Origin of the sequence: Paenibacillus phocaeensis (assembly GCF_900021165.1) — a bacterium.
GTDB lineage: Bacteria > Bacillota > Bacilli > Paenibacillales > Paenibacillaceae > Fontibacillus > Fontibacillus phocaensis.
On the sequence record NZ_FCOQ01000033.1, the window covers coordinates 91,952 to 112,012 of the forward strand.

A 20,061-nucleotide genomic window follows, 5' to 3' on the forward strand; every position below is an offset into this window, starting at 1 on the left:
CTGCTAGCGCTGCAGCGTATAACTTTCGGGGCCGTCCAGCCTCTTCTCGATACGCTGTAAAATCTTCGTTACGGTCAACGTCATGACCAAATACAACAGGCTCGCGACAAAAAACGATTCGAAAAACCGGAAGTTGTTGCCGGCAATCGATTTGGTCATGAAGAACAACTCCGATACAGAAATCACGTTCAATACCGAGGTATCTTTGATGTTGATAATAAACTGATTGCCCGTCGCCGGCAAAATATGGCGGATGACCTGCGGCAGCACCACATTCCGCATCGTCTGCCAATGCGTCATCCCGATGGCGTGGGCCGCTTCGAACTGCCCTTTGTCCACCGAATAAACGCCGCCCCGGACGATTTCGGCCATATAAGCTCCCGTATTGATCGAGACGATAAAGACAGCCGCAAACATCCGGTCCATATCGTAGTTGAACAGCATGGACGAGCCGTAGAAAATCGCCATCGCCTGAACGATCATCGGCGTGCCGCGGAAGCATTCGATGTACACGGTCAGCAGACCGTTGACAATCTTGAGCAGCCAGCGCTGAATTCCCCGTTCCGGGAGCGGAATCGTGCGGACCACGCCGGCCAGGAGACCGATGACCGCACCGATGATCGTACCGATCAGTGAGATGTACAAAGTGACCGCCGCTCCGCGCAGAAACATCGGCCAGTTATCGGAGATAATTTGGATCATCCACTCGTAAGTCATTTGCTTTCCTCCCGCACCGCATAAAACCGACTGCAATCCCGCTGCAGCCGGCTTATGACAGATGCTTTAATTAATTTGCCGCAGGTTGGTTCTTGATGGCGTCGTTCATGATCGCGGCCCGTTCATCTTCGGAAATGCCGGCCAGGATCTCGTTGATTTTCTCCGTCAGCTCGCTGCCTTTCTCCACTCCAACCGCGATAGCCGTGTCATCGTCCGAGGTGGTGAAGCCTTCCTCGAATTCGATGTACGCGAAATTCCCGTTGGCCGCCGCAGCGCTCACGCCTTCTGGAAGCTCCGAGACGTAGCCATCAATGGCCCCCGATTCCAGGGCGACGCGCATCGCCGGGAAGTCGTCCATGGCCGGCTGCTTGTTGACACCGTTAATCTGGTCGATGACCGAGTAGTGGAACGTGTTCAGCTGGGCTGTGATTTTCGCGCCGCTGAAGTCCTGGATAGAAGTGGCGTTTTCATAGGAGCTGCCTTTTTTTACGACCATAACCAGGTTGGATTTATAGTAGTTATCCGAGAAATCGATCGTCTTCTTACGCTCCTCCGTCGGGGACATCCCCGCGATGATGGCGTCGATCTTGCCGGACGTCAGCGCCGGAACCAGACCGTTCCATTCGGTCTTGACGATGACCAGCTTCTTGCCGAGGCCGTCGGCGATTTTCTTGGCGATTTCCACGTCGTAGCCGCCTGCGTATTCCGCGCTGCCGTCAATCGGAACGCCGCCGTTCACATCTCCGCTTTGCGTCCAGTTAAACGGAGGATACCCCGCTTCAAGCCCTACCTTGAACGTATTATCGTCTTTGCTGCCGGAGCTGCACCCCGCGAGGATCAGAATCGCCGACAACAGCATCAGGATAGATAAGGACCAGGTTTTTCTCATTTTTCTTCACGCTCCATATAGATTAATCGATGATCACAGAAACAAAAAAACGGCTTCGGGTATACTCCGAGGCCGTTTGCCGGGTTCATTTCCGTTCCGACACCCACTTTCCCCTCGACGAGATAGCACAACTTGATAGATCGGGTCATCCATCAAGACAGTCCTGCAGCTCTTAACTGCAGACCCAGCAGCGTACAGTGAGCCTGCACCCCGCTTCGGCGACATTTCCTTCTCCCCGACCTCTTCGCTTGCTCAAGCTCCGCCGGAAACTGTTAAATATCGCGCCTCTACCTCACCATGAAGAACGTGAGGTCTGATTCAATTTGTTTGTAGGATACAATATGAACTCTATTCTGTCAAACTAACATAGGGTGGGAATGATAGGAAAGGTAGGGTTGGCCGCGTCTCCAGCCCCCAGCCTCCAGCCCGTTGACAAGGAAGGAACCTTCGTTTATCATCTAATTACATTTATATCTAATTAGATATTAGACTAATTTATTTCTGTTCAGGAGGGAACGATGATGACCATTTCGCGCACGCCTTTGCCGGAGAACGTACTGCGCAATTTTTTCACGGAAACAGGGACTTTAAAACATCTGCCCGCCCAGCTCAAGAAGAAGCTGATCGTCCTGGAGCATTTGGCCGCCGGTCTGGAGTCCGGACGAAGCTACACCGAACCCGAGATTAACGCGTATATCCGAGCATTTGACGAGGATTATGCCACGATTCGCCGGGAATGGATCATCCATCGCTTCATGAGCCGGGAGTTGGATATCTACACTTTGAATCCGCCGGAGCAGTGGAAGCGATGGGATGAACTGCAATAGCGGGACGTTTTTTTTCCGGAAGAAAAGGGAATAACCAATAGGGTACACCTATCCTAAGGGGGATTCCCTGATGAAGTTGACGCCGGCACAGCGCATCCAGCTGCATGAGTTCAACAATCTGACCAAGACGTTAAGCTTCAATATGTACGACGTCTGCTACACCCGGACCAAAGAGGAACGCGAAGCCTATATCGCCTATATCGACGACCAATACAACTCCGACCGCCTGACGAAAATCCTCAGCACCGTCTCCGAAATTATCGGCGCTCATATTTTGAATATCGCAAACCAGGATTACGTTCCACAGGGGGCCAGCGTGACCATGCTGATCTCCGAGGGCCCTGTGGTGGAGGTGCCCACCGAGTCGTTTGACGAATCCCCCGGTCCGTTGCCGGATTCCGTTGTGATGCAGCTCGACAAGAGCCATATCACCGTGCATACGTATCCCGAATACGATCCGAACGAGAGCATCAGCACATTTCGCGCGGACATCGACGTATCGACCTGCGGGGAAATTTCGCCGCTGAAGGCGCTGAATTACCTGATCCATTCCTTCGAGGCGGACATCATGACGATTGATTACCGCGTTCGCGGGTTCACCCGGGACATTAACGGCCACAAGCTGTTCATCGATCATGATATCAGTTCCATCCAGAACTACATTCCCGACGCAGTCATCGAGCAATACCAGATGATTGACGTCAATGTATATCCGGAGCATATTTTCCATACCAAATGCAAGCTGAAGCAGTTTGACCTCAACAACTATTTGTTCGGGTATACGAAGGACGAGCTGACTCCCGAGGAGCAGAAGACGATTACCGCGATGCTCGTGACCGAGATGGATGAAATTTTCTATGGCAAAAATATCGCCTCCGGTTCGTTGGGAGACACGGTGTAAAAATCAAACAGCCCTTGCCGTCCGGCGAGGGCTGTTCTATGAATTTTAAAATGCGATCTAAGGCGGCAGCTTACTCGTTTAGCGCCGCTTTCAGAGCTTCAAGATTTTGGCGCATCAATGCCACATAGTTGCGGCCAGCCGCTTCGTCTTCCGCCGTCAGCCCTTCGATCGGATTAAGCACGGCCGTCTTCGCCCCGATTTCCCGGGCGATGGTCTCGGCTACTTTGGAGGAGACCAGCGTCTCGAAGAAAATCGTCTTCACCTGATGTTCTTTGGCGAACTTCACAATCTCCGTCATCTGCTCCGCCGACGGCTCCTGGTCAGGAGACAACCCGGCGATCGGCACCTGGGTCAGTCCGTACTCTCGGGCCAAGTAACCAAACGCGGCATGCTGCGTAATGAAGTCCTTCCGTTTGGCGTTCGTCAACCCCTCAGCGAACTCCCGATCGAGCTGTTCAAGCTGGGCGGCGTAAGCGTCGGCGTTTTGTTTGTAATCGGCCGCATGCTCGGGGTCGGCTTTGGCCAAGGCAGCTTCAATGCTGCGAACTTCTTGGACCGCAAGCGCCGGCGACAACCAGACATGCGGGTCCAGCCCGCCATGGTCATGGTCGTGGCCGTGGTTGTGACTGTGGTTGTGACTGTGCTCAGCCTCATGATCATGATCGTGACCATGCTCATGCTCATGCTCATGGTCGTGGTCATGTTCATGGTTGTGCGCAGCTTCCCCGGCGTCGGCATCGGCATCCGAGGCAGGTTCCTTCCCGTCGGTATGCCCTTCTTCGTTGTGTCCGTGCTCCTCTTCTTCTCCGCCTTCCAGCAACGTGATCCCTTCGCTCGCTTCAACGATCACCAGCTTGCCGCTCGCAGCGGAGGCTTCCACCTGCTCCAGCCAGCTCTCCATCCCGGCACCGTTAACGATGAGCAGATCGGATTCCGCCAGCTTGCGAATATCCTGGGGACTGGGCTCCCAATCGTGAGGCTCCACGCCGCCGGGAACCAGCAGCTCCACTTGCGCCAGATCGCCGGCAACCTGCCGCGTAAATTCATAGATCGGGTAGAAGCTCGTTTGAATTTGCAGCGAACGTTCCCCCGTTCCTGTTCCTCCGTTGCCGCCCGCTGCACCTGCGGATTTTTCAGCATTTGCTGAATCGGCCGCATTCCCTCCGGCCTGTCCTCCGCAGCCGGCAAGCACCAACATCAAGCTCAGGCCGATTGCAGCGGCCGTCCGTTTAACCTTTCGTATCTTCATCCTTGTTTCTCTCCCTTATTTCAAGATCATCTCCCGCCGTCTTGGACAGGCAAATCTACATTAAGTTCCTCATGACTTCGCACAGCGCGGGGATTGCCCCGCCCGTTTCTCCGCGCCCATCCGCTCCGGATCTTCTGCGCCGAGATGCCGGCCAGCAAAAACAGCAGCAAGATCAGCGCAATCGTACCGCCGGGCGGCATATCCAGATAATAGGAGGCGGTTAACCCGCTGAATATCCCCGTTAACCCCGCCGCAACCGATATAGCGATCGCTGTGACAAACCCCCGGGCGAGCCGGAGGGCAAGCGAGGCTGGCAGGACGATCAGCGAGGACACCAGCAGGACACCGACGACTGGAATCGCCGCCGCTACCGCCATCCCGGTGAACACCGCGAAGGAGAAGGACAGCCACTTCACCGGGACTCCGCCGATCCGGGCCGTCTCCTCGTCGAAGGTCAAGCTGTACAGCGGTCTCCGCAGGATCGTGAAATACGCGGCACCAACCAAAGCCACGCCCGCCATCAGCACCAACTGGGTGTCGCTCACCGCCACGATCGAGCCGAAGAGGTAGGAGCTGAAGCTTTGACTCAGGCTGCTTCGGAGGCTCATCAGCACAACAGCAAGCGCCAGCCCCGAGGTCATGACGATCGCGACCGGCATCTCGCTGTAAGCCCGGTAGCTCTGGCGCAACTGCTCAATCAACAGCCCGCCGAGGATCGCCGCTCCGAAGCCAGCTACGGCCGGATTCCAGCCCAGCACTGCCCCGAGCGCTACGCCGGCAAGCGAGACGTGGGACAACGTATCGGCCATCAGGGCCTGTCGCCGCAGCATCAGGTAGACGCCAATCACGGGGGCGATGCTCCCGATTAAAGCACCGGCCCAAAACGCACGCTGCATGAACGCGTAGTCAAACATTGCCATTCCTCACTTTCCTGCTGCTCCAGGGTAATCAGACGATCCAGCACTGCCTCCATCTCCTCCGCGCCATGGGTGACCATGATGACCGTCAAGCCGTGTTGGTCCGCCATGTGGCGCATCAGCTCATAAAATCCTTGCCGGCTCTGCCGGTCCATCCCCGTCGTCGGTTCGTCCAGAACCAGCACCTGAGGTTCCCCAGCTAAGGCGCGGGCGATGCAGATGCGCTGCTTCTGACCGCCCGACAGCTCGCCGATCTTCCGGTAGCGGTGCTCCCACATGCCCACCTGCCTCAAGCTTCGTTCGATAAGCTGCTGCTCCTCCGCCCCCATCCGCCGAAACAAGCCAAGCCGGGGATAACACCCCGATTTCACCAGCTCCAGCACCCGGCTGGGAAACCCGCTGTTGAATGCGGCAACCTGCTGCGGGACATAACCCACGTTCAATCGGCCGTTAACCCGCATCGCTTCGTTGATCCAGACCTCCCCGCTCCACGGCTTCAGCAAGCCGAGCAGCAGCTTCAGCAGCGTCGTCTTGGCCGCACCGTTCGGGCCGGTAATGCCAACAAACTCGCCGACCTCAATGTCGAGGGACACCCCGTCAACCACCGGTTTATCCCCATAACCAAACACCACGTTTTTCATCGTTGATAAAATCATAGAATCCCTTCTTTTTTCTAAAGCGTAATTATTACGATTAATTGAGACGACAGATTGCCCTTGAACGTACCAAAACTTCCTTATCGCGTCTCCCGATGAATCGTATATTTACGCAGACGCGGCGAATATTTCCGCAGCTCCAGCCGTTCAGGATGCGTCTTTTTATTTTTCGTTGTCGTATAGTTGCGATCTCCGCATTCCGTGCAAGCCAGCGTAACCACTACTCTCACGTGTTTCCCTCCTTCTATTTATACGGCGTCCGCCGATCCTTCCGGCGAAATCCAAGGCAGGGGGTTCGGGAAAGCCGCCCAATCCAGCTGCATTTCTTCCTCGTCAAGCAGACAGGCGTCCAGCTCGCGTTCGATCCCGGAGCGGTCCATCTCAATTCCGATAAACACCAGCTCGTTGATCCGGTCGCCCCAAGTATCGTCCCACCGGAGCCGCAGCTCGGGCTCCTCGGCAAACAGCTCCTCCCGCTGCGATTCAGGCAGTGAGGCGAGCCAATAGCCGGCCGGACCAAATTGAATCGACGGCCCTGCCTGACTCAAGTTCGCCGCCACATCGTGATCCGCCGCGATCCAGGCCAGACCTTTCGCCCGCACCACTTCCTCCGGCCACTCGCTCATAAAACGCGCTAACCGCTCCGGATGAAACGGCCGTCTCCGCCGGTAGACAAACGAACCGATACCGTACTCCTCCGTTTCGGGCGTATGGCTGTCCATCTGCAGCTCCTGGATCCAACCCGCTGATTGGCTGGCTTGCTCGAAATTGAACAACCCTGTGTTCAGGATTTCCTGCGGATCGACGCGGCCCATAGTTGAACGGATCAGCTTGGCCGTTGGCTGCAGCTTCCGCAAGACTCCCTCCAGCTCGCGGAGCTCCGTCTCATCAACCAGGTCACATTTGTTCAGAATCAGAATATCGCATGTCTCGATCTGATCGATCAGCAGATCCACCACATCGCGGGTATCCCCGTCGCCCGCCGACTGCCCGCGTTCCAATAATGTGTCGCCGGAGGAGAAGTCATGCCAGAACCGGTAGGCATCCACCACCGTGACCAGACAATCCAGCTTGGCCAGGCTCGTCAAATCAATCCCCGACTCTTCATCCGCATAAGTAAACGTTTGGGCGATCGGCACCGGTTCACTGATGCCCGTCGACTCGATCAATATGTAATCGAACCGCCCCTCTTCCGCCAGCTTCTGAACCTCTCTTAGCAAATCATCGCGAAGCGTGCAGCAAATGCAGCCGTTCGACAGCTCCACGAGCTTCTCCTCCGTCCGGGATAAACTGCCCCCGGCACTGATCAGATCCGCATCGATGTTGATCTCGCTCATGTCATTGACAATCACGGCTACCTTCAAGCCCTGGCGATTGCTCAGGACATGGTTGAGCAGCGTCGTTTTGCCCGAGCCCAAATATCCGCACAACACCGTCACCGGAATCCTGCGTGTTGATGATTCGTTCACGTTAGCCCAACTCCTTTCTTTATTTAGACCGATTCGCGCATCACTCTGATTTCGGCCTTATTCGTAATTATTACGATTAATAATCCATACTATATCTTCCTCCCTGGGCTTTGTCAACTGAAAAACCGGTAAACAACTCACCCTGGCGAAGATTCGGTGAAGGCGGGGAGAACCTGTCGGGGGAACAAAATTAGCGGATATAGGCGTCTACACCGGATTCATCCGGACTTGACGATCCGCTGCGAACAATCTCTACATACACGCGGTTCGGTACGCAGATAATCGTTTCACCCGGCCGGGAGATGAAGCCCATCTGCATGGAGATTTTTTTCGGGCAATCCGCGTAGATCATCTGGATCCCTCCGTTAAAGACGCTTAAGGTATTGTTGCCGTATTCGGTGTGGATCTCGATCGTCTCCTCCCCGCCGCCCAGCGGCACGCTGCGATACGGATTGCCGTCCACCTGGATCTCGGCGCGAAGGGTGGCCGGATCCACCATCTCCCGGCTCTCCAAGCCCTGGCGGATGAGAAGCCACGCCGAGCCCAACACAACCAGGATCACAATCAGCAGGACGTCGCCACGTTTGATTTTGAGCATCTGTATCCTCCTATTTCTGCATTAAACGTAATGTTTACGAATAGGCATATCTTATGAATTTACTTCCTTCTTGTCAATGATCCATTTCGGTGACGGGCCGCTGGATCTCGTGCTGATCGGTTATCGTCTCCCCGCACGAATGATCCCCGAGGAATGGGCTTTGCTCCACCCTTAGGCGCGTCACGGGTCCCAAGCGCCAAAAAGGCCGTTTCTCCGCATCGGCGATAGATGCGGGGAACGGCCCCTTTTTCGTTTCTCTATTATTTCTGGTTTTGGCTGACCACGAGGTCTACGAGAATATCGAGTTGCTTCTCCAGATTCAATCCGTCCACCATCCAGAACTCCTTATAGTTGAGCAGATACACGTGGTTCTTCTGAACCGCAGGGATGTTCTTCCATACCGGTCCGTTCATGACTTCCTCTGCCCGTTCCTTCCCGCCGTCCGGCTCATACACGGTCATGAACATGTGGTCCGCGGCATACTCCGGAACCACCTCCAGCGAGATATCTACGCCCGTGGTCGGGAACACCTCTTTCTCGATCTTCTCCTGCGGCTTGAGGCCGAACATTTCATACAGGTTGTAACCGGCATCCCGCGTTTTGTTCCACACCCAGAAGTTCTTCGCCCAGATCGAATAAGTCCCGACGGTTTCGTCCGGTCCGATGATCTCGCTGAGCTTGGCTTTCGCGTCTTCGGCTTTTTGCTTATACCGGGCAATGAAATCCTCCGCTTGCTGCTCGCGGCCGAGCATTTCGCCAACCGTCTTCACTTCCTCCAGCGGATCAATGCCTTCCCAACCCGCAGTCGCAAGCGTGACAACCGGAGCGATTTTCTTCAATTGCTCGACGATATCGGCCGGAGTGTAAGTAGGGACAATGATCAAATCCGGTTGAAGCTCCAGCACCTTCTCGACGGAGATATCGCCGATGTTTTCCACGCCTTCCAGCTCTTGGTTGAGCAGCACCGAGTTCTCCAGAGCAAGCGACCCCGCCCCGATCGGCTTCACGCCCAAGGCAAGCAGGTCACCCAAGTGCGTAATCGATACGATCCGCTGCGGATCCGTCGGGATCTCCACCTCTTGCCCGGTGAAATCCTTATAGAGCTTCGTTCCGGCTTGTCCCTCATCCGTCTTGTTCGTTCCGTTGCCGGATGGCGTGTTGCCCGCTGCGCCATTGTTGGAAGCAGCCGTATCGTTGGACGCATTGCCTGTATTCCCGCCATTTTGGCCGCAAGCCGCAAGGACGACCGTCAGCAACAGAACCGCTGCCAAAGTGAGAAAGCGATGTTTGAACATCTTCATCTGTCTTGTTCCCCCAATTTTTTCATTGATAATGATTATCATTATACAAAGAGCAAACTAAATAATCAATCTTCCGCGCAAAAAATAAAAGGACCTTCCCAAGCCATCACCCGGATAACTTGGAAGGTCCCGTATTCAGTTGCTTCTCTGCCGATTTACTCTCTAATGATGGTAATCCAGCCGTCCGCGTCGAAGTCCACCGTTGCACCAAGCGCTTCCGTCAGGAATCGCAGCGGCACATAGGTTGAGCCGTCCTGATGCACAAACACAGGCTGACTAAGCTGTACCGTCTTTCCATCCACCGTCGCTTGCTTGGCGCCGACCTGGAGGACAATCTCTTTGCCCGTCAGGTCGTCAATGACAACCAATTGATTGGAACCCGGCGCCCATTTGACCTCGGCGTCAAGCTGCTCGGACAAGTAACGCAGCGGTACGAAAGAAGTACCGTTCTTCGTGATCACCCCGTAATACTCACTTTGGGAATCCAGGACAACCTGCTTATATCCCAAGTTGAGATCTTCCTTCAACCATTTGTACAGCGGGGCGACATCCTGAAAATTGCGCAAAATTTGTCCCGGAGTCGGCTCCGATTCGGTGACGTCGATCACGCCTGCACGCGTATCCACTTGATCCATCGTTACCGTCCCGCCGATGTTCCACATTTCGCTGTCGCTGCGAACCTGGATCGCCGAGATCGGAAGATCTTCCGCAGCCGGGAGCGCGACATTTAATTCCATCGCCTGTTTGCGAATATTCAGCTTGCTGTCAAAATAAAGATCCAGCTTCAACACGGTATCTTTACCAAATACGGTCGCCAGTTCCGGCGTATCCGCGAACAATCCGGCTACCTCTTTGTCATAAGAGGCAAGCAGTTCATCGATCGCTTGTTTCAGTTCCGTATACAGCTCATCGATCGCTTGCTTCTTCGTCTCTTGCGCCAATTCCGGCGTGATTGCAGCCTCCTCGGGAAGGTCGCCCAATGTGTTCAGGAACGGCGTCAACAAATCGTAGTAGCCCGCGATCAAATCCTTGAGCCCTTGCTCATCCTTCACCGCACTTGCGAGGAACGGCTTGAACAGCCCGAACAGCTCGTCGCCCCGCACCTCCGCATGCAAATTCGTCAGGCTCAGCGATTCCCCGTTCACCTGCGACGAGGTTTGCTTCACGGTCAACACCGATGGATTCGGGAAATGCTTCAGTACGAATTCCGCAAGTTTAACGGAAAGCTCCTGTGCCCCGGCCTCCATAGAGCTCATATCCGGTAAGCCCGGAACGACCGATGGCTGCTGGGATATGTACAATGGCTGCTTTGCGCCTTCAACCTGGAGCGCAAGGCCCTTGTCATCCATGGAGAAGAGGAACGGAATGTTCTCTCCCTTCAACCCAACGGAGCCTTTCATAGAGACATGTTTCGTATCCTGCACCTTGGCGCTGTCGATATTCAGAGAAAATGAATTAATGAGATCAATTGCTTTTTGGTCTTCCGCAGTCAGGTTAGCGGATGGCGCCGGAACCAACTTAACGGTCACCGTCTGCTTCGATTCGCTGCTGGTCGTCTTCGCGCTGCTGGCCAGCGCCTTGGCCACGTCAAACCCGCCGACGGCCTGGCATCCGGTTAGCGCCACCAGCATCAGCGCCAGCGGAATGGCCAGCCATTTGATTTTTCGCATGGTATCCCCTCCATTAGTTAATCTCTTCCATTATCGGATAGATCGTCGGGTTTGTGAACTGAAATTCCTTAATTTCGTTAAAAAATATCATCTGTTCGTTCCCATCCCTCTCTTTCCCTGCGAGATAAATATGCTATAATGGAGTTTGTGCCTAGGGCCTTGGTCCTTTCAGGCATTTGAATTGAAGAAGAAGTCCATGCCATCCCTTGAGGGGCATGGGAGAGGTTCGTGAACTCCCTCTATAAAAAACTATAAATGCCCTGCCTTGATTTGGCGGGCTCTTTCGCGCTTGCACGCTCGATGACCTTGATCCGAGCTGCTTGCGTCAGGAGCACCCTGCCGGTTGAACGGGCTTGTTTTTTTGTGACCAGTTCAAGAACTCTCTTTCTTCTAATCCGAATGGGCCGGGAATCTGCGTTTTCCCGTTTCAGTAATTAAAGAAGACGGAGGGTTTTTTTATGCTTAAACACGAAAAAGCGGTTGTCGTATTCAGCGGCGGTCAAGACAGCACCACCTGCTTGTTCTGGGCGATCCAGCAATTCGGCGAGGTCGAGGCTGTCACTTTTGACTATGGTCAACGCCATAAGCTGGAGATCGACTGCGCGAAATCGATTGCGACCGAACTCGGGATCAAGCATACCGTGCTGGATATGAGCCTGCTCGGTCAATTGACGCAAAACGCGTTGACGCGCAGCGACATCGCCATCGAACACCAGGAAGGCGAACTGCCCAGCACGTTTGTGGACGGCCGCAATCATCTCTTCCTCAGCTTTGCCGCCGTATTAGCCAAGGGCGTGGGCGCCAAGCATATCGTCACCGGCGTCTGCGAAACCGACTTCAGCGGTTATCCCGACTGCCGCGACGTATTCATTAAATCGCTGAACGTGACGCTGAACCTGGCGATGGATTACGAGTTCGTGATCCATACCCCGCTCATGTGGATCGACAAGGCGGACACCTGGAAGCTGGCCGATGAACTGGGGGCCTTCGAGTTCGTTCGCGAACGGACGCTGACGTGCTACAACGGGATCCTCGGGGACGGCTGCGGCGAATGCCCGGCGTGCAAGCTGAGAAAAGCCGGCTTGGATAAATATTTACTGGAGCGCCGGGAGGCGAATTTACGATGAACCGGACACCCGGAGAATTTCGCATCGTTGAAGCGCTGCAGCAGCTGGGCCAGGACATCCGCCCGGATCAACTCCGTTACCACCGCCGCCGGGTGCTGGTCAGCAAGGAGTTCACATTCGATGCCGCGCATCACCTGCATGCGTATGACGGCAAATGCAAGAACCTGCACGGCCACACGTACAAAGTGGTGTTTGGCATCAGCGGCCGGCCGGATGAAATCGGCATGACCGTCGATTTTGGCACGATCAAGGAGATCTGGAAGAAGGAAATCGAAGGATACCTGGACCATCGTTACATCAACGAAACGCTGCCGCCGATGAATACAACCGCAGAGAATATGGTGGTATGGCTGTTCGAGAAAATGGAGGCGGCGCTGCAATCCGAAGCGTATCGGAATCCGGCGTTGGAGGCCCGCACGGAGTTCGTCCGTCTCTATGAAACGCCGACCAGCTACGCCGAGGCGAGACGGGAGTGGATGCGGGATGAGTAAAGAAGCGGCTGCACGGATCGTGACGCCAGAGTCATCCGCGTTGATCCACGATAACCGGGAAGCCGGAGAACCCCGGGCAACAAGGGAAACCCGGGACCCTAGCGAGCTGCCGATCCCCGTCATGGAGATCTTCGGCCCTACCGTCCAGGGCGAAGGCATGGTCATCGGGCAGAAGACGATGTTCGTCCGCACCGCCGGCTGCGACTACCGCTGCGCCTGGTGCGATTCCGCCTTTACCTGGGACGGCAGCGGGAAAGAGATGATCCGCCGCCTGTCCCCGGCGGCGATTGTGAGCGAGCTGCGCGGGATTGGCGGCGACCGCTTCTCCCACGTCACCTTGTCCGGCGGCAACCCCGCCCTCCTGCCGCAGCTGGCCGGCCTGGTCGAGCTGCTCCACGCCGAGGGCATCGCCGTTGCCGTCGAGACCCAAGGCTCCCGCTGGCAGGACTGGCTGGCCGCGGTCGACCAGGTGACCCTGTCGCCGAAGCCGCCGAGCTCGGGCATGGACACCGACTGGGACGTGCTGGACAGCATCGTCGCCAAGCTGGCAGCCCGCCCTCACCCGCTCGCCGTCAGCCTGAAGGTCGTCGTGTTCGACGACGACGATCTGGCCTACGCCAAGCGGGTGCATCGCCGGTATGCCGACGTGCCGATGTATGTGCAGGTCGGCAACCCGGACGTCAAGCGGATGGATATCCGGGAGCATGCATCCGACCTGCTGCGCCGTTACGAGGCGCTGATCGACAAGGTCGTCGCCACGCCGGACCTGAACGATGTCCGGGTGTTGCCGCAGCTGCACGCCCTCGTCTGGGGTAACAAACGCGGCGTGTAAGCGGATGTTCAAACATCGGCCTTCGATCACGCAGCGGGAGGGCGAGGAGGCGGAGGCGAGGAGACGGCTTCGAATCTTGGATTCAACCGAGACTTCCGCTACCTCTCACGAGGCCTTAAGTTACGCCGCATTGCCCGTTCTCGGGAGAACGCCGGTGGACAGAACCTCGTTTGGCCGCGTTACCAGCCCGTTTCTTGCCCCGTCCCTGCGGCTAACGGAAACCACGGACGTTATTTGATGCTCCGAGGGGCTTTGCCGATTCTAACGGAATGAGGAGACCTTATTTCGAGGTATGGCGAGGAAATGACCGCCAATATGCCCAAATAAGGTCGCTGCTTTCCGTTACAGCGGGAAATACTCGGGAAATCGGCAAATAAGGGCTGTACGATCCGCTAGTCCGTTAAACCGGTGCGACAAGTTAACGTTCAACTTCTAACCGCCACAACCAGCCCGTTTCTTGCCTCATCCCTGCGGCTAACGGAAACCACGGACGTTATTGGGCGCTCCGAGGGGCTTTGCCGATTCTAACGGAATGAGGAGACCTTATTTCGAGGTATGGCGAGGAAATGACCGCCAATATGCCCAAATAAGGTCGCTGCTTTCCGTTACAGCGGGAAATACTCGGGAAATCGGCAAATAAGGGCTGTACGATCCGTTAGTCCGTTTAACCGGTGCGACAAGCTAACGTTCAACTCCTAACCGCCACAACTAGCCTGTTTCTTGCCTCATCCCTGCGGCTAACGGAAACCACGGACGTTATTTGACGCTCCGAGGGGCTTTGCCGATTCTAACGGAATGAGGAGACCTTATTTCGTGGTATGGCGAGGAAATGACCGCCAATATGCCCAAATAAGGTCGCTGCTTTCCGTTAAAGCGGGAAATACTTGGGAAATCGGCAAATAAGGGCTGTACGATCCGCTAGTCCGTTAAACCGGTGCGACAAGTTAATGTTCAACTTCTAATGGCCCAAGTGTGAAGTGGACATAAACGGTAACACCCTGCAGTGCCGTAACAATAGCGTGTGTAACAATAGCGTATAATTAGGAACGTGTACCGGTAACGCTTACCAGTAAGGTTTGTCAGTAACGTGCATCAGCAACATGTTCAGCGGCGTGGATCCGTACCATTCACAAGTACCGCGCTAGCAGTTCCACGCGACAGTAAAGTGCTTCTGTAACATGCAACGTAACGTAACGCGCATCAGCAACTGTATCCCTAACGTGGATCTGTAACATGGATCCGTAACGTGTGTATTCCTAACGTGGATCCCTAACGTGGATCTGTAACGGTTTTATCAATACCGTGCAGCAGCCACGCACTGCGCGGACTCCACCGCCAAAATATACCGCGAATGACGCAATTTGAATATACTTAGAAGGAGGGCCTCCCATGGCCGGAAGAAAACCAGAAGAAATGCAGGACGTCACGCTGCTGGGCAACCAGGGCGTGAAATATCCTTTTGACTATGCGCCGGAAGTGCTGGAGAGCTTTGACAATAAGCACCCGTACCGCGATTATTTTGTGAAGTTCAACTGCCCGGAGTTTACCAGCCTTTGCCCGATCACAGGCCAGCCAGACTTCGCCACCCTCTACATCAGCTACATTCCCGATATCAAAATGGTGGAAAGCAAGTCGTTAAAGCTGTACCTGTTCAGCTTCCGCAACCACGGCGATTTCCATGAGGACTGCGTGAATATCATCATGAACGATCTGATCAAGCTGATGGATCCGAAATACATTGAAGTTTGGGGCAAATTTACGCCGCGGGGCGGCATTTCCATCGACCCGTACACCAACTACGGCCGTCCTGGCACCAAATACGAAGCGATGGCCGAACACCGCCTGCTCAATCACGATATGTATCCGGAAAAGATCGATAACCGCTAATCTCATCCTGGCGTGAGCGGAAGCGAACTTTACCACCCGAGAGAGGAGAACCTCATGAAACCGAAAGTGTTTATCTCCCGTCCGATTCCCCCGGAAGTCGAGAATTACCTCGCCGAACATTGCGAAATCCACAAATGGGAAGGCGACGGGCCGATCAGCCGAGACCAACTGCTGGCCAGCCTGAACGAGGCTGAAGGCCTGCTGACCGCGGACCGCAGCATCAATCAGGAACTGCTGGATCATGCCCCGAAGCTCAAAGTTGTCAGCAATATCAGCGTGGGCTACAACAACTTTGACCTCGAAGCGATGAAAGCCCGCGGCGTGCTGGGCACCAATACCTCGGCCGTCTTGAACGATACGGTCGCCGACCTCATTTTTGCCTTGATGCTGGACGTCGCCCGCCGGGTATCGGAGCTGGACCGGTACGTCAAGGCCGGACAATGGAAACGCGGGGATGGCCAGAATCTGTTCGGGCTGGATGTCCATCACAAGAAGCTGGGCATCATCGGGATGGGCGAGATCGGTGAAGCTGTGGCCCATCGGGGCCAATTTGGCTTCGGAATGGAAGTGCTGTATCACAACCGCAGCCGCAAACCGGAGACGGAAGCCCGATTGGGGGCCGTTTATTGCAGCTTGGATAAGCTTCTTCAGGAAGCGGATTTCATCGTGCTCATTACGCCGCTGACACCGGAGACGCACCGGCTGATCGGCGCCCGTGAATTCGCCCTGATGAAGCCGACAGCGGTATTCATCAACGCCTCAAGAGGGGCGACCGTGGATGAGCAGGCGATGACCGAAGCTTTGCAGAAGCGGCAAATTTACGGCGCAGGTCTCGATGTCTTTGAGAAGGAACCGATCGATCCGGATCATCCGCTGCTGAAGCTGCCAAACGTTGTGACCCTGCCGCATATCGGTTCGGCCACGGACCAAACCCGCCGGCAAATGGCGATGCGGGCCGCCGAGAACCTGGTCGCCGCGCTCGAAGGCCGAACGCCGCCGGGCCTGGTCAAGGAACTGCGACCGGACTGACCCAAGCCTAAGTGGAACCGCAACCGCTTCAAGCAAGCCGACTGAATATTCGTCAATAACCCAACCAAAAACTCCCCGGAGTGCGAAAGCTGCTTACGCACCCGGGGAGTTTCTTATTTGTCTTCGTCCAGCAAATCGGCCGGATCGCGGTCGCCCAGCCTTCCGGCTTCAGCATCCGCAAGCAGCCGGCGCAGCCAGGTAAGCTCTATGCGCGCATGCTCGTACCGGCCGGCCATCAAGTGCAGCACGCTCCGCGGCACAACACCTCGATGCTCCTCATAGACCTGGTAGCTCAAATTGACTTGATGCTCCGCTTCCCGAATGCGGGCCTGCAGCAAAGCGGTTACCTTATCCCGATCCCCATATTTGGCGAACACCAAGGCAACATGCAGCGGATGGTAGGCGGAGACCTCCTCCTGGAACCGATCGATCAGCAGCTTGTGAAAATGCTCCCGGCCCTTGTCCGTAATTCGGTATACCGTCTTGTCCGGACGCCCCTCGTTCTGAATCGTCTCCACCGTTTCGATATAAGCAGCTTTGGCCAACTGATCAACGGCGTAATATAGCGAGCCGATTTTGAAGTTGCCGTGCTGGTCGAGGAACCGGTCCCGGATGCGAATGAGCATCTCATAAGGATGCTGGTCTTCCTCAAGCAGCAAACCCAGGATGCACAGTCGGATTGCCAACCCCTTCATGTTCGCTTAACCCTGCTGATTGGCGGGCTTTGCTGCCGCTCGCTCGATACGGTCCTTCGGCATCGCGATCACGACCAATACCGCGCAGACGGCCGGAACCAGCGCCCACATGAAGGTATGGGCGATCGAGGAGGACAAAGCCTCGGTGATTTTATCCAAAATCTCGGGCGGAATCAACGCTCTTTTCTCCGGACTCAGCACCTCCCGGGTATCCCCGAAATCTCCCCCGCCTTGTCCCATACCGGCAAATGCATCGCTCATCGCCCCCGACATCAGATTGCGCTGCACGATGCCAAAGATCGTAATCCCCAGCGTCATGCCAAGCGAGCGCAGGAACGAGTTCGTCGACGTTGCCGCTCCGCGCTGCCGCATGTCAAAGTGATGCACGGACGCCATGCTAAGCACCGAGAAAGAAAATCCGACGCCAAAGCCCGTCAGGATACTGAAAAGCGTCAGCAGCAGACGGGAAGTATCATGGGTCAGCGTACTGAGCGCGAAAATACCTCCGACAAAGCAAACGACCGACAAGGCCATCACCGTGCGGTAAGGGATCCGGGAAGCCAGCATACCGCCCAGCATGCTGCCGATGACCGAGCCGATCATCATCGGCATCAGAATAATGCCGGAATTGGTTGCCGAACCGCCATATACGCCTTGCACAAAGATCGGGATATAGACCGTAGCAACGATAAACACGCTCCCGTAAAACAAAGCCAGCAAACAGCTTGTCGCGTAAAGCCGGTTTTTGAACATGGCAAATGAAATGATCGGCTCCTGCGCCTTCGTCTCGAGCAGCAGAAATGCGACGAACAGGGCGGCGAACCCCGCAAACAATCCCAGAATCACACCGGAGTTCCAGGCATATTTCTCTCCGCCCAGCTCCAGTGCGAACATCAGGCATACCACAGCACCCACCAAAGTAAATGCCCCGCCCCAGTCGATCTGCTGCTTCGCGTGCGTCAGCGACTCCTTGTAGTAGGCGACAATCATCACCAGCGACACGATCCCAATCGGCACGTTGATATAGAAAACCCAATGCCAGTTGAGCGCATCGGTAATAAAGGCGCCTAGCAGCGGACCGAAAATACTGGACGTGCCAAATACGGCGCCCATCAGTCCGGTCATTTTCCCGCGCTTCTCTACCGGGAAGATATCATAAATGATCGTGAAAGCAATCGGCATCAGCGCCCCCCCGCCGATCCCTTGAATCGCCCGGTAGATACTGAGCTGAACGATGCTGCCGGCGAGCCCGCACAATACGGATCCAAGCAGGAACATCACGATGCCGAACAGGAAGAAGCGTTTCCGGCCGTACATATCCGACAGCTTGCCGAAGATCGGCGTTCCCGCCATAACCGCGACCATATAGGCCGAAGTGACCCAAACGAACTGCTCCATCCCGCCGAGATCAGCGACGATCGTCCCCATAGCCGTCGTCACGATCGTGTTATCCATCGCCGCCATCAAGATCGCCAGCATCAACCCGATCAAGATGAGCCGGGTCGGGTCTTTCTTTTCTGTAACCAAGATCTTCTCCCCTTTGTTTCTTATTCAAATTTGAATAACTCATCTCTTTCTATTTTATTGAAAATATTTAAAATGTAAAACTTTAAAATTAAAATATTTCGCCCGCCCCCTCCCTCACCCGGCGCAACTATCGTTCCCGCAAGCTTTGCCCTATAATGGAACAAGAGATCGTACGAAAGGAAGTTTTTGCAAAATGAATGAAAAATGGACTGAGTTAGAACGCAAAATGCGTGAATCCGGCGTCAGCACCCTGTTGATTACCGATCCGAAGCACGTGTATTACCTGACCGGGTTCCTCAGCAATCCGCATGAACGGTTCCTCGGCGCCGTCCTGCAGGCCGGAAGCGAGCCTTTCCTGGTCGTCCCCGCGCTCGATGAGGAAGCCGCCCGCAAGGCGGCAGACCTTACGGAGATTCTGACGCACGGCGATACGGACGATCCTTACGCCCTGCTGCAGCAGCGCCTTGCCGGAGAGCTTGGAACGATTGGCTTTGAGAAAGAGCAGGTATCCGTGGCCAACTTCGAGCGCTTGCAGGAGAAACTGTCCTTCTCCAGCTCTATGGATGTAGGACCTTGGCTTCGGGACATGCGAGTAAGCAAAAGCCCGGAAGAGGTGGACAAAATCAAACATGCCGTACGTTTGATCGAGCAGGTGCTCAGCGAATCGCTGCAAAAGGTGCAAGACGGCGTGAGCGAAAGCGAGCTCGTCGCGGAAGTGGAATACCAAATCCGCAAGCTGGGGGCAGACGGTCCGTCCTTTGATTCCATGGTGCTGTCGGGGGAGAAAACGGCCTTGCCTCACGGGGTTCCCGGCGATCGGCGAATCCGCCGCGGCGACCTGCTCATGTTTGATATCGGCGTTTACGCAGGCGGTTACGCTTCGGATATCACCCGCACCTTCGGAGTCGGCGAGTTGTCTGACGAGCTGATTCGCATTTATGAAACCGTGCTAGCCGCAAATGAAGCCGCGATAGCTGCCATCCGGCCGGGCGTCACCTTCGCCTCCATCGACCGCGCTGCCCGCGAGGTGATCGAAGCTGCCGGCTACGGCCCTTATTTTATCCATCGCCTGGGTCATGGGCTGGGGATCGATGTCCACGAGTTCCCTTCCGTTCATGGGGAGAACCAAGTTCTCCTCGCGGAGGGACATGTATTTACAGTTGAACCGGGCGTTTATGTGCCGGGAGTCGGCGGGGTCCGCATCGAAGATGATGTTCTGGTCACCGCAACCGGGGTGGAGGTCCTCACGACCTATCCGAAACAGTTAACTTATATCTAA

General features: G+C 55.5%; 21 protein-coding genes and 2 riboswitches. Of the genes, 9 read left to right on the top strand and 12 right to left on the bottom strand.

What is annotated here, in order from left to right:
- Positions 1 to 3: 3 nt before the first annotated feature.
- A complete protein-coding gene (locus BN3795_RS21720) occupies positions 4 to 717 on the bottom strand; it encodes an amino acid ABC transporter permease (RefSeq protein ID WP_068786786.1) in 714 nt (237 codons plus the stop codon).
- Between the two features lie 70 nt (positions 718 to 787).
- The gene (locus BN3795_RS21725; protein WP_068786787.1) at positions 788 to 1,606 is read right to left on the bottom strand and encodes a transporter substrate-binding domain-containing protein; all 819 of its coding nucleotides are present in this window, start codon (positions 1,604 to 1,606) and stop codon (positions 788 to 790) included.
- Between the two features lie 115 nt (positions 1,607 to 1,721).
- Positions 1,722 to 1,904, bottom strand: a riboswitch (Lysine riboswitch).
- A gap of 220 nt (positions 1,905 to 2,124) precedes the next feature.
- Here BN3795_RS21725 and BN3795_RS21730 point away from each other — a divergent pair.
- Positions 2,125 to 2,433: a DUF2087 domain-containing protein gene (locus BN3795_RS21730; protein WP_068786788.1), complete on the top strand. Its 309-nt coding sequence runs from the start codon at positions 2,125 to 2,127 to the stop codon at positions 2,431 to 2,433.
- A gap of 70 nt (positions 2,434 to 2,503) precedes the next feature.
- Positions 2,504 to 3,334 (top strand): adenosylmethionine decarboxylase, encoded by an 831-nt coding sequence (gene speD, locus BN3795_RS21735; protein WP_068786789.1) that lies wholly within the window; start codon positions 2,504 to 2,506, stop codon positions 3,332 to 3,334.
- A gap of 70 nt (positions 3,335 to 3,404) precedes the next feature.
- Here speD and BN3795_RS21740 read toward each other — a convergent pair whose 3' ends face one another.
- The 8 genes from BN3795_RS21740 to BN3795_RS21775 all read right to left on the bottom strand — a co-directional run bounded on the left by BN3795_RS21740 (position 3,405) and on the right by BN3795_RS21775 (position 11,194).
- Entirely contained in the window at positions 3,405 to 4,583 is a 1,179-nt protein-coding gene (locus BN3795_RS21740; RefSeq protein ID WP_068786790.1) for a metal ABC transporter substrate-binding protein, read from the bottom strand.
- Positions 4,584 to 4,609: 26 nt separating this feature from the next.
- On the bottom strand, positions 4,610 to 5,503 hold the full coding sequence (locus BN3795_RS21745) for a metal ABC transporter permease (RefSeq protein WP_068786791.1): 894 nt from the start codon (positions 5,501 to 5,503) through the stop codon (positions 4,610 to 4,612).
- Positions 5,449 to 6,156, bottom strand: coding sequence for a metal ABC transporter ATP-binding protein (locus BN3795_RS21750; protein ID WP_068786792.1), 708 nt, complete (start codon positions 6,154 to 6,156; stop codon positions 5,449 to 5,451). The genes BN3795_RS21745 and BN3795_RS21750 overlap by 55 nt, the downstream gene beginning before the upstream one ends.
- Positions 6,157 to 6,236: 80 nt before the next feature.
- A complete protein-coding gene (rpmG, locus tag BN3795_RS21755; protein ID WP_059046469.1) occupies positions 6,237 to 6,386 on the bottom strand; it encodes a 50S ribosomal protein L33 in 150 nt (49 codons plus the stop codon).
- Between the two features lie 18 nt (positions 6,387 to 6,404).
- Positions 6,405 to 7,625: a GTP-binding protein gene (locus BN3795_RS21760; protein WP_068786793.1), complete on the bottom strand. Its 1,221-nt coding sequence runs from the start codon at positions 7,623 to 7,625 to the stop codon at positions 6,405 to 6,407.
- Between the two features lie 190 nt (positions 7,626 to 7,815).
- The gene (locus BN3795_RS21765; RefSeq protein ID WP_068786794.1) at positions 7,816 to 8,223 is read right to left on the bottom strand and encodes a NusG domain II-containing protein; all 408 of its coding nucleotides are present in this window, start codon (positions 8,221 to 8,223) and stop codon (positions 7,816 to 7,818) included.
- Between the two features lie 260 nt (positions 8,224 to 8,483).
- Positions 8,484 to 9,524, bottom strand: coding sequence for an ABC transporter substrate-binding protein (locus BN3795_RS21770; RefSeq protein ID WP_068786795.1), 1,041 nt, complete (start codon positions 9,522 to 9,524; stop codon positions 8,484 to 8,486).
- Positions 9,525 to 9,679: 155 nt separating this feature from the next.
- Entirely contained in the window at positions 9,680 to 11,194 is a 1,515-nt protein-coding gene (locus BN3795_RS21775; RefSeq protein WP_068786796.1) for a copper amine oxidase N-terminal domain-containing protein, read from the bottom strand.
- 215 nt (positions 11,195 to 11,409) lie between these two features.
- Positions 11,410 to 11,453, top strand: a riboswitch (PreQ1 riboswitch).
- A 199-nt stretch (positions 11,454 to 11,652) separates the two neighbouring features.
- On the opposite strand from BN3795_RS21775, the gene queC reads away from it, so the two are divergent.
- The 6 genes from queC (at position 11,653) to BN3795_RS21800 (ending at position 16,560) form a co-directional block, all read left to right on the top strand.
- Positions 11,653 to 12,321, top strand: a complete 669-nt coding sequence (gene queC, locus BN3795_RS21780) for a 7-cyano-7-deazaguanine synthase QueC (protein WP_068786797.1) — start codon at positions 11,653 to 11,655, stop codon at positions 12,319 to 12,321.
- The gene (gene queD, locus BN3795_RS21785) at positions 12,318 to 12,812 is read left to right on the top strand and encodes a 6-carboxytetrahydropterin synthase QueD (RefSeq protein ID WP_068786798.1); all 495 of its coding nucleotides are present in this window, start codon (positions 12,318 to 12,320) and stop codon (positions 12,810 to 12,812) included. Before queC ends, queD begins: the two co-directional genes overlap by 4 nt.
- A 121-nt stretch (positions 12,813 to 12,933) precedes the next feature.
- The gene (gene queE / locus BN3795_RS21790; RefSeq protein WP_068786829.1) at positions 12,934 to 13,644 is read left to right on the top strand and encodes a 7-carboxy-7-deazaguanine synthase QueE; all 711 of its coding nucleotides are present in this window, start codon (positions 12,934 to 12,936) and stop codon (positions 13,642 to 13,644) included.
- Between the two features lie 4 nt (positions 13,645 to 13,648).
- Complete coding sequence (locus tag BN3795_RS25695; RefSeq protein ID WP_198524793.1) at positions 13,649 to 13,882, top strand: hypothetical protein; 234 nt, start codon at positions 13,649 to 13,651, stop codon at positions 13,880 to 13,882.
- A gap of 1,151 nt (positions 13,883 to 15,033) precedes the next feature.
- Positions 15,034 to 15,531 carry a preQ(1) synthase gene (gene queF / locus BN3795_RS21795; RefSeq protein ID WP_068786799.1) on the top strand — a complete coding sequence of 166 codons (498 nt, stop codon included), beginning with the start codon at positions 15,034 to 15,036 and terminating at the stop codon, positions 15,529 to 15,531.
- A gap of 54 nt (positions 15,532 to 15,585) precedes the next feature.
- Positions 15,586 to 16,560 (top strand): 2-hydroxyacid dehydrogenase, encoded by a 975-nt coding sequence (locus BN3795_RS21800; protein ID WP_068786800.1) that lies wholly within the window; start codon positions 15,586 to 15,588, stop codon positions 16,558 to 16,560.
- A 113-nt stretch (positions 16,561 to 16,673) separates the two neighbouring features.
- Here BN3795_RS21800 and BN3795_RS21805 read toward each other — a convergent pair whose 3' ends face one another.
- Positions 16,674 to 17,255 carry a PadR family transcriptional regulator gene (locus BN3795_RS21805; protein WP_110945296.1) on the bottom strand — a complete coding sequence of 194 codons (582 nt, stop codon included), beginning with the start codon at positions 17,253 to 17,255 and terminating at the stop codon, positions 16,674 to 16,676.
- 6 nt (positions 17,256 to 17,261) lie between these two features.
- A complete protein-coding gene (locus BN3795_RS21810) occupies positions 17,262 to 18,782 on the bottom strand; it encodes an MDR family MFS transporter (RefSeq protein ID WP_408635060.1) in 1,521 nt (506 codons plus the stop codon).
- 193 nt (positions 18,783 to 18,975) lie between these two features.
- Between BN3795_RS21810 and BN3795_RS21815 the strand changes: the two genes are divergently transcribed.
- Positions 18,976 to 20,061, top strand: coding sequence for a M24 family metallopeptidase (locus BN3795_RS21815; protein ID WP_068786801.1), 1,086 nt, complete (start codon positions 18,976 to 18,978; stop codon positions 20,059 to 20,061).

What these genes read in the sequence shown, in the direction of transcription:
- BN3795_RS21720 (WP_068786786.1), bottom strand. Translation starts at nt 717, where the DNA reads ATGACTTACGAGTGGATGATCCAAATTATCTCCGATAACTGGCCGATG.
- BN3795_RS21725 (WP_068786787.1), bottom strand. Translation starts at nt 1,606, where the DNA reads ATGAGAAAAACCTGGTCCTTATCTATCCTGATGCTGTTGTCGGCGATT.
- BN3795_RS21730 (WP_068786788.1), top strand. Translation starts at nt 2,125, where the DNA reads ATGATGACCATTTCGCGCACGCCTTTGCCGGAGAACGTACTGCGCAAT.
- speD (WP_068786789.1), top strand. Translation starts at nt 2,504, where the DNA reads ATGAAGTTGACGCCGGCACAGCGCATCCAGCTGCATGAGTTCAACAAT.
- BN3795_RS21740 (WP_068786790.1), bottom strand. Translation starts at nt 4,583, where the DNA reads ATGAAGATACGAAAGGTTAAACGGACGGCCGCTGCAATCGGCCTGAGC.
- BN3795_RS21745 (WP_068786791.1), bottom strand. Translation starts at nt 5,503, where the DNA reads ATGGCAATGTTTGACTACGCGTTCATGCAGCGTGCGTTTTGGGCCGGT.
- BN3795_RS21750 (WP_068786792.1), bottom strand. Translation starts at nt 6,156, where the DNA reads ATGATTTTATCAACGATGAAAAACGTGGTGTTTGGTTATGGGGATAAA.
- BN3795_RS21765 (WP_068786794.1), bottom strand. Translation starts at nt 8,223, where the DNA reads ATGCTCAAAATCAAACGTGGCGACGTCCTGCTGATTGTGATCCTGGTT.
- BN3795_RS21770 (WP_068786795.1), bottom strand. Translation starts at nt 9,524, where the DNA reads ATGAAGATGTTCAAACATCGCTTTCTCACTTTGGCAGCGGTTCTGTTG.
- BN3795_RS21775 (WP_068786796.1), bottom strand. Translation starts at nt 11,194, where the DNA reads ATGCGAAAAATCAAATGGCTGGCCATTCCGCTGGCGCTGATGCTGGTG.
- queC (WP_068786797.1), top strand. Translation starts at nt 11,653, where the DNA reads ATGCTTAAACACGAAAAAGCGGTTGTCGTATTCAGCGGCGGTCAAGAC.
- queD (WP_068786798.1), top strand. Translation starts at nt 12,318, where the DNA reads ATGAACCGGACACCCGGAGAATTTCGCATCGTTGAAGCGCTGCAGCAG.
- queE (WP_068786829.1), top strand. Translation starts at nt 12,934, where the DNA reads ATGGAGATCTTCGGCCCTACCGTCCAGGGCGAAGGCATGGTCATCGGG.
- BN3795_RS25695 (WP_198524793.1), top strand. Translation starts at nt 13,649, where the DNA reads ATGTTCAAACATCGGCCTTCGATCACGCAGCGGGAGGGCGAGGAGGCG.
- queF (WP_068786799.1), top strand. Translation starts at nt 15,034, where the DNA reads ATGGCCGGAAGAAAACCAGAAGAAATGCAGGACGTCACGCTGCTGGGC.
- BN3795_RS21800 (WP_068786800.1), top strand. Translation starts at nt 15,586, where the DNA reads ATGAAACCGAAAGTGTTTATCTCCCGTCCGATTCCCCCGGAAGTCGAG.
- BN3795_RS21805 (WP_110945296.1), bottom strand. Translation starts at nt 17,255, where the DNA reads ATGAAGGGGTTGGCAATCCGACTGTGCATCCTGGGTTTGCTGCTTGAG.
- BN3795_RS21815 (WP_068786801.1), top strand. Translation starts at nt 18,976, where the DNA reads ATGAATGAAAAATGGACTGAGTTAGAACGCAAAATGCGTGAATCCGGC.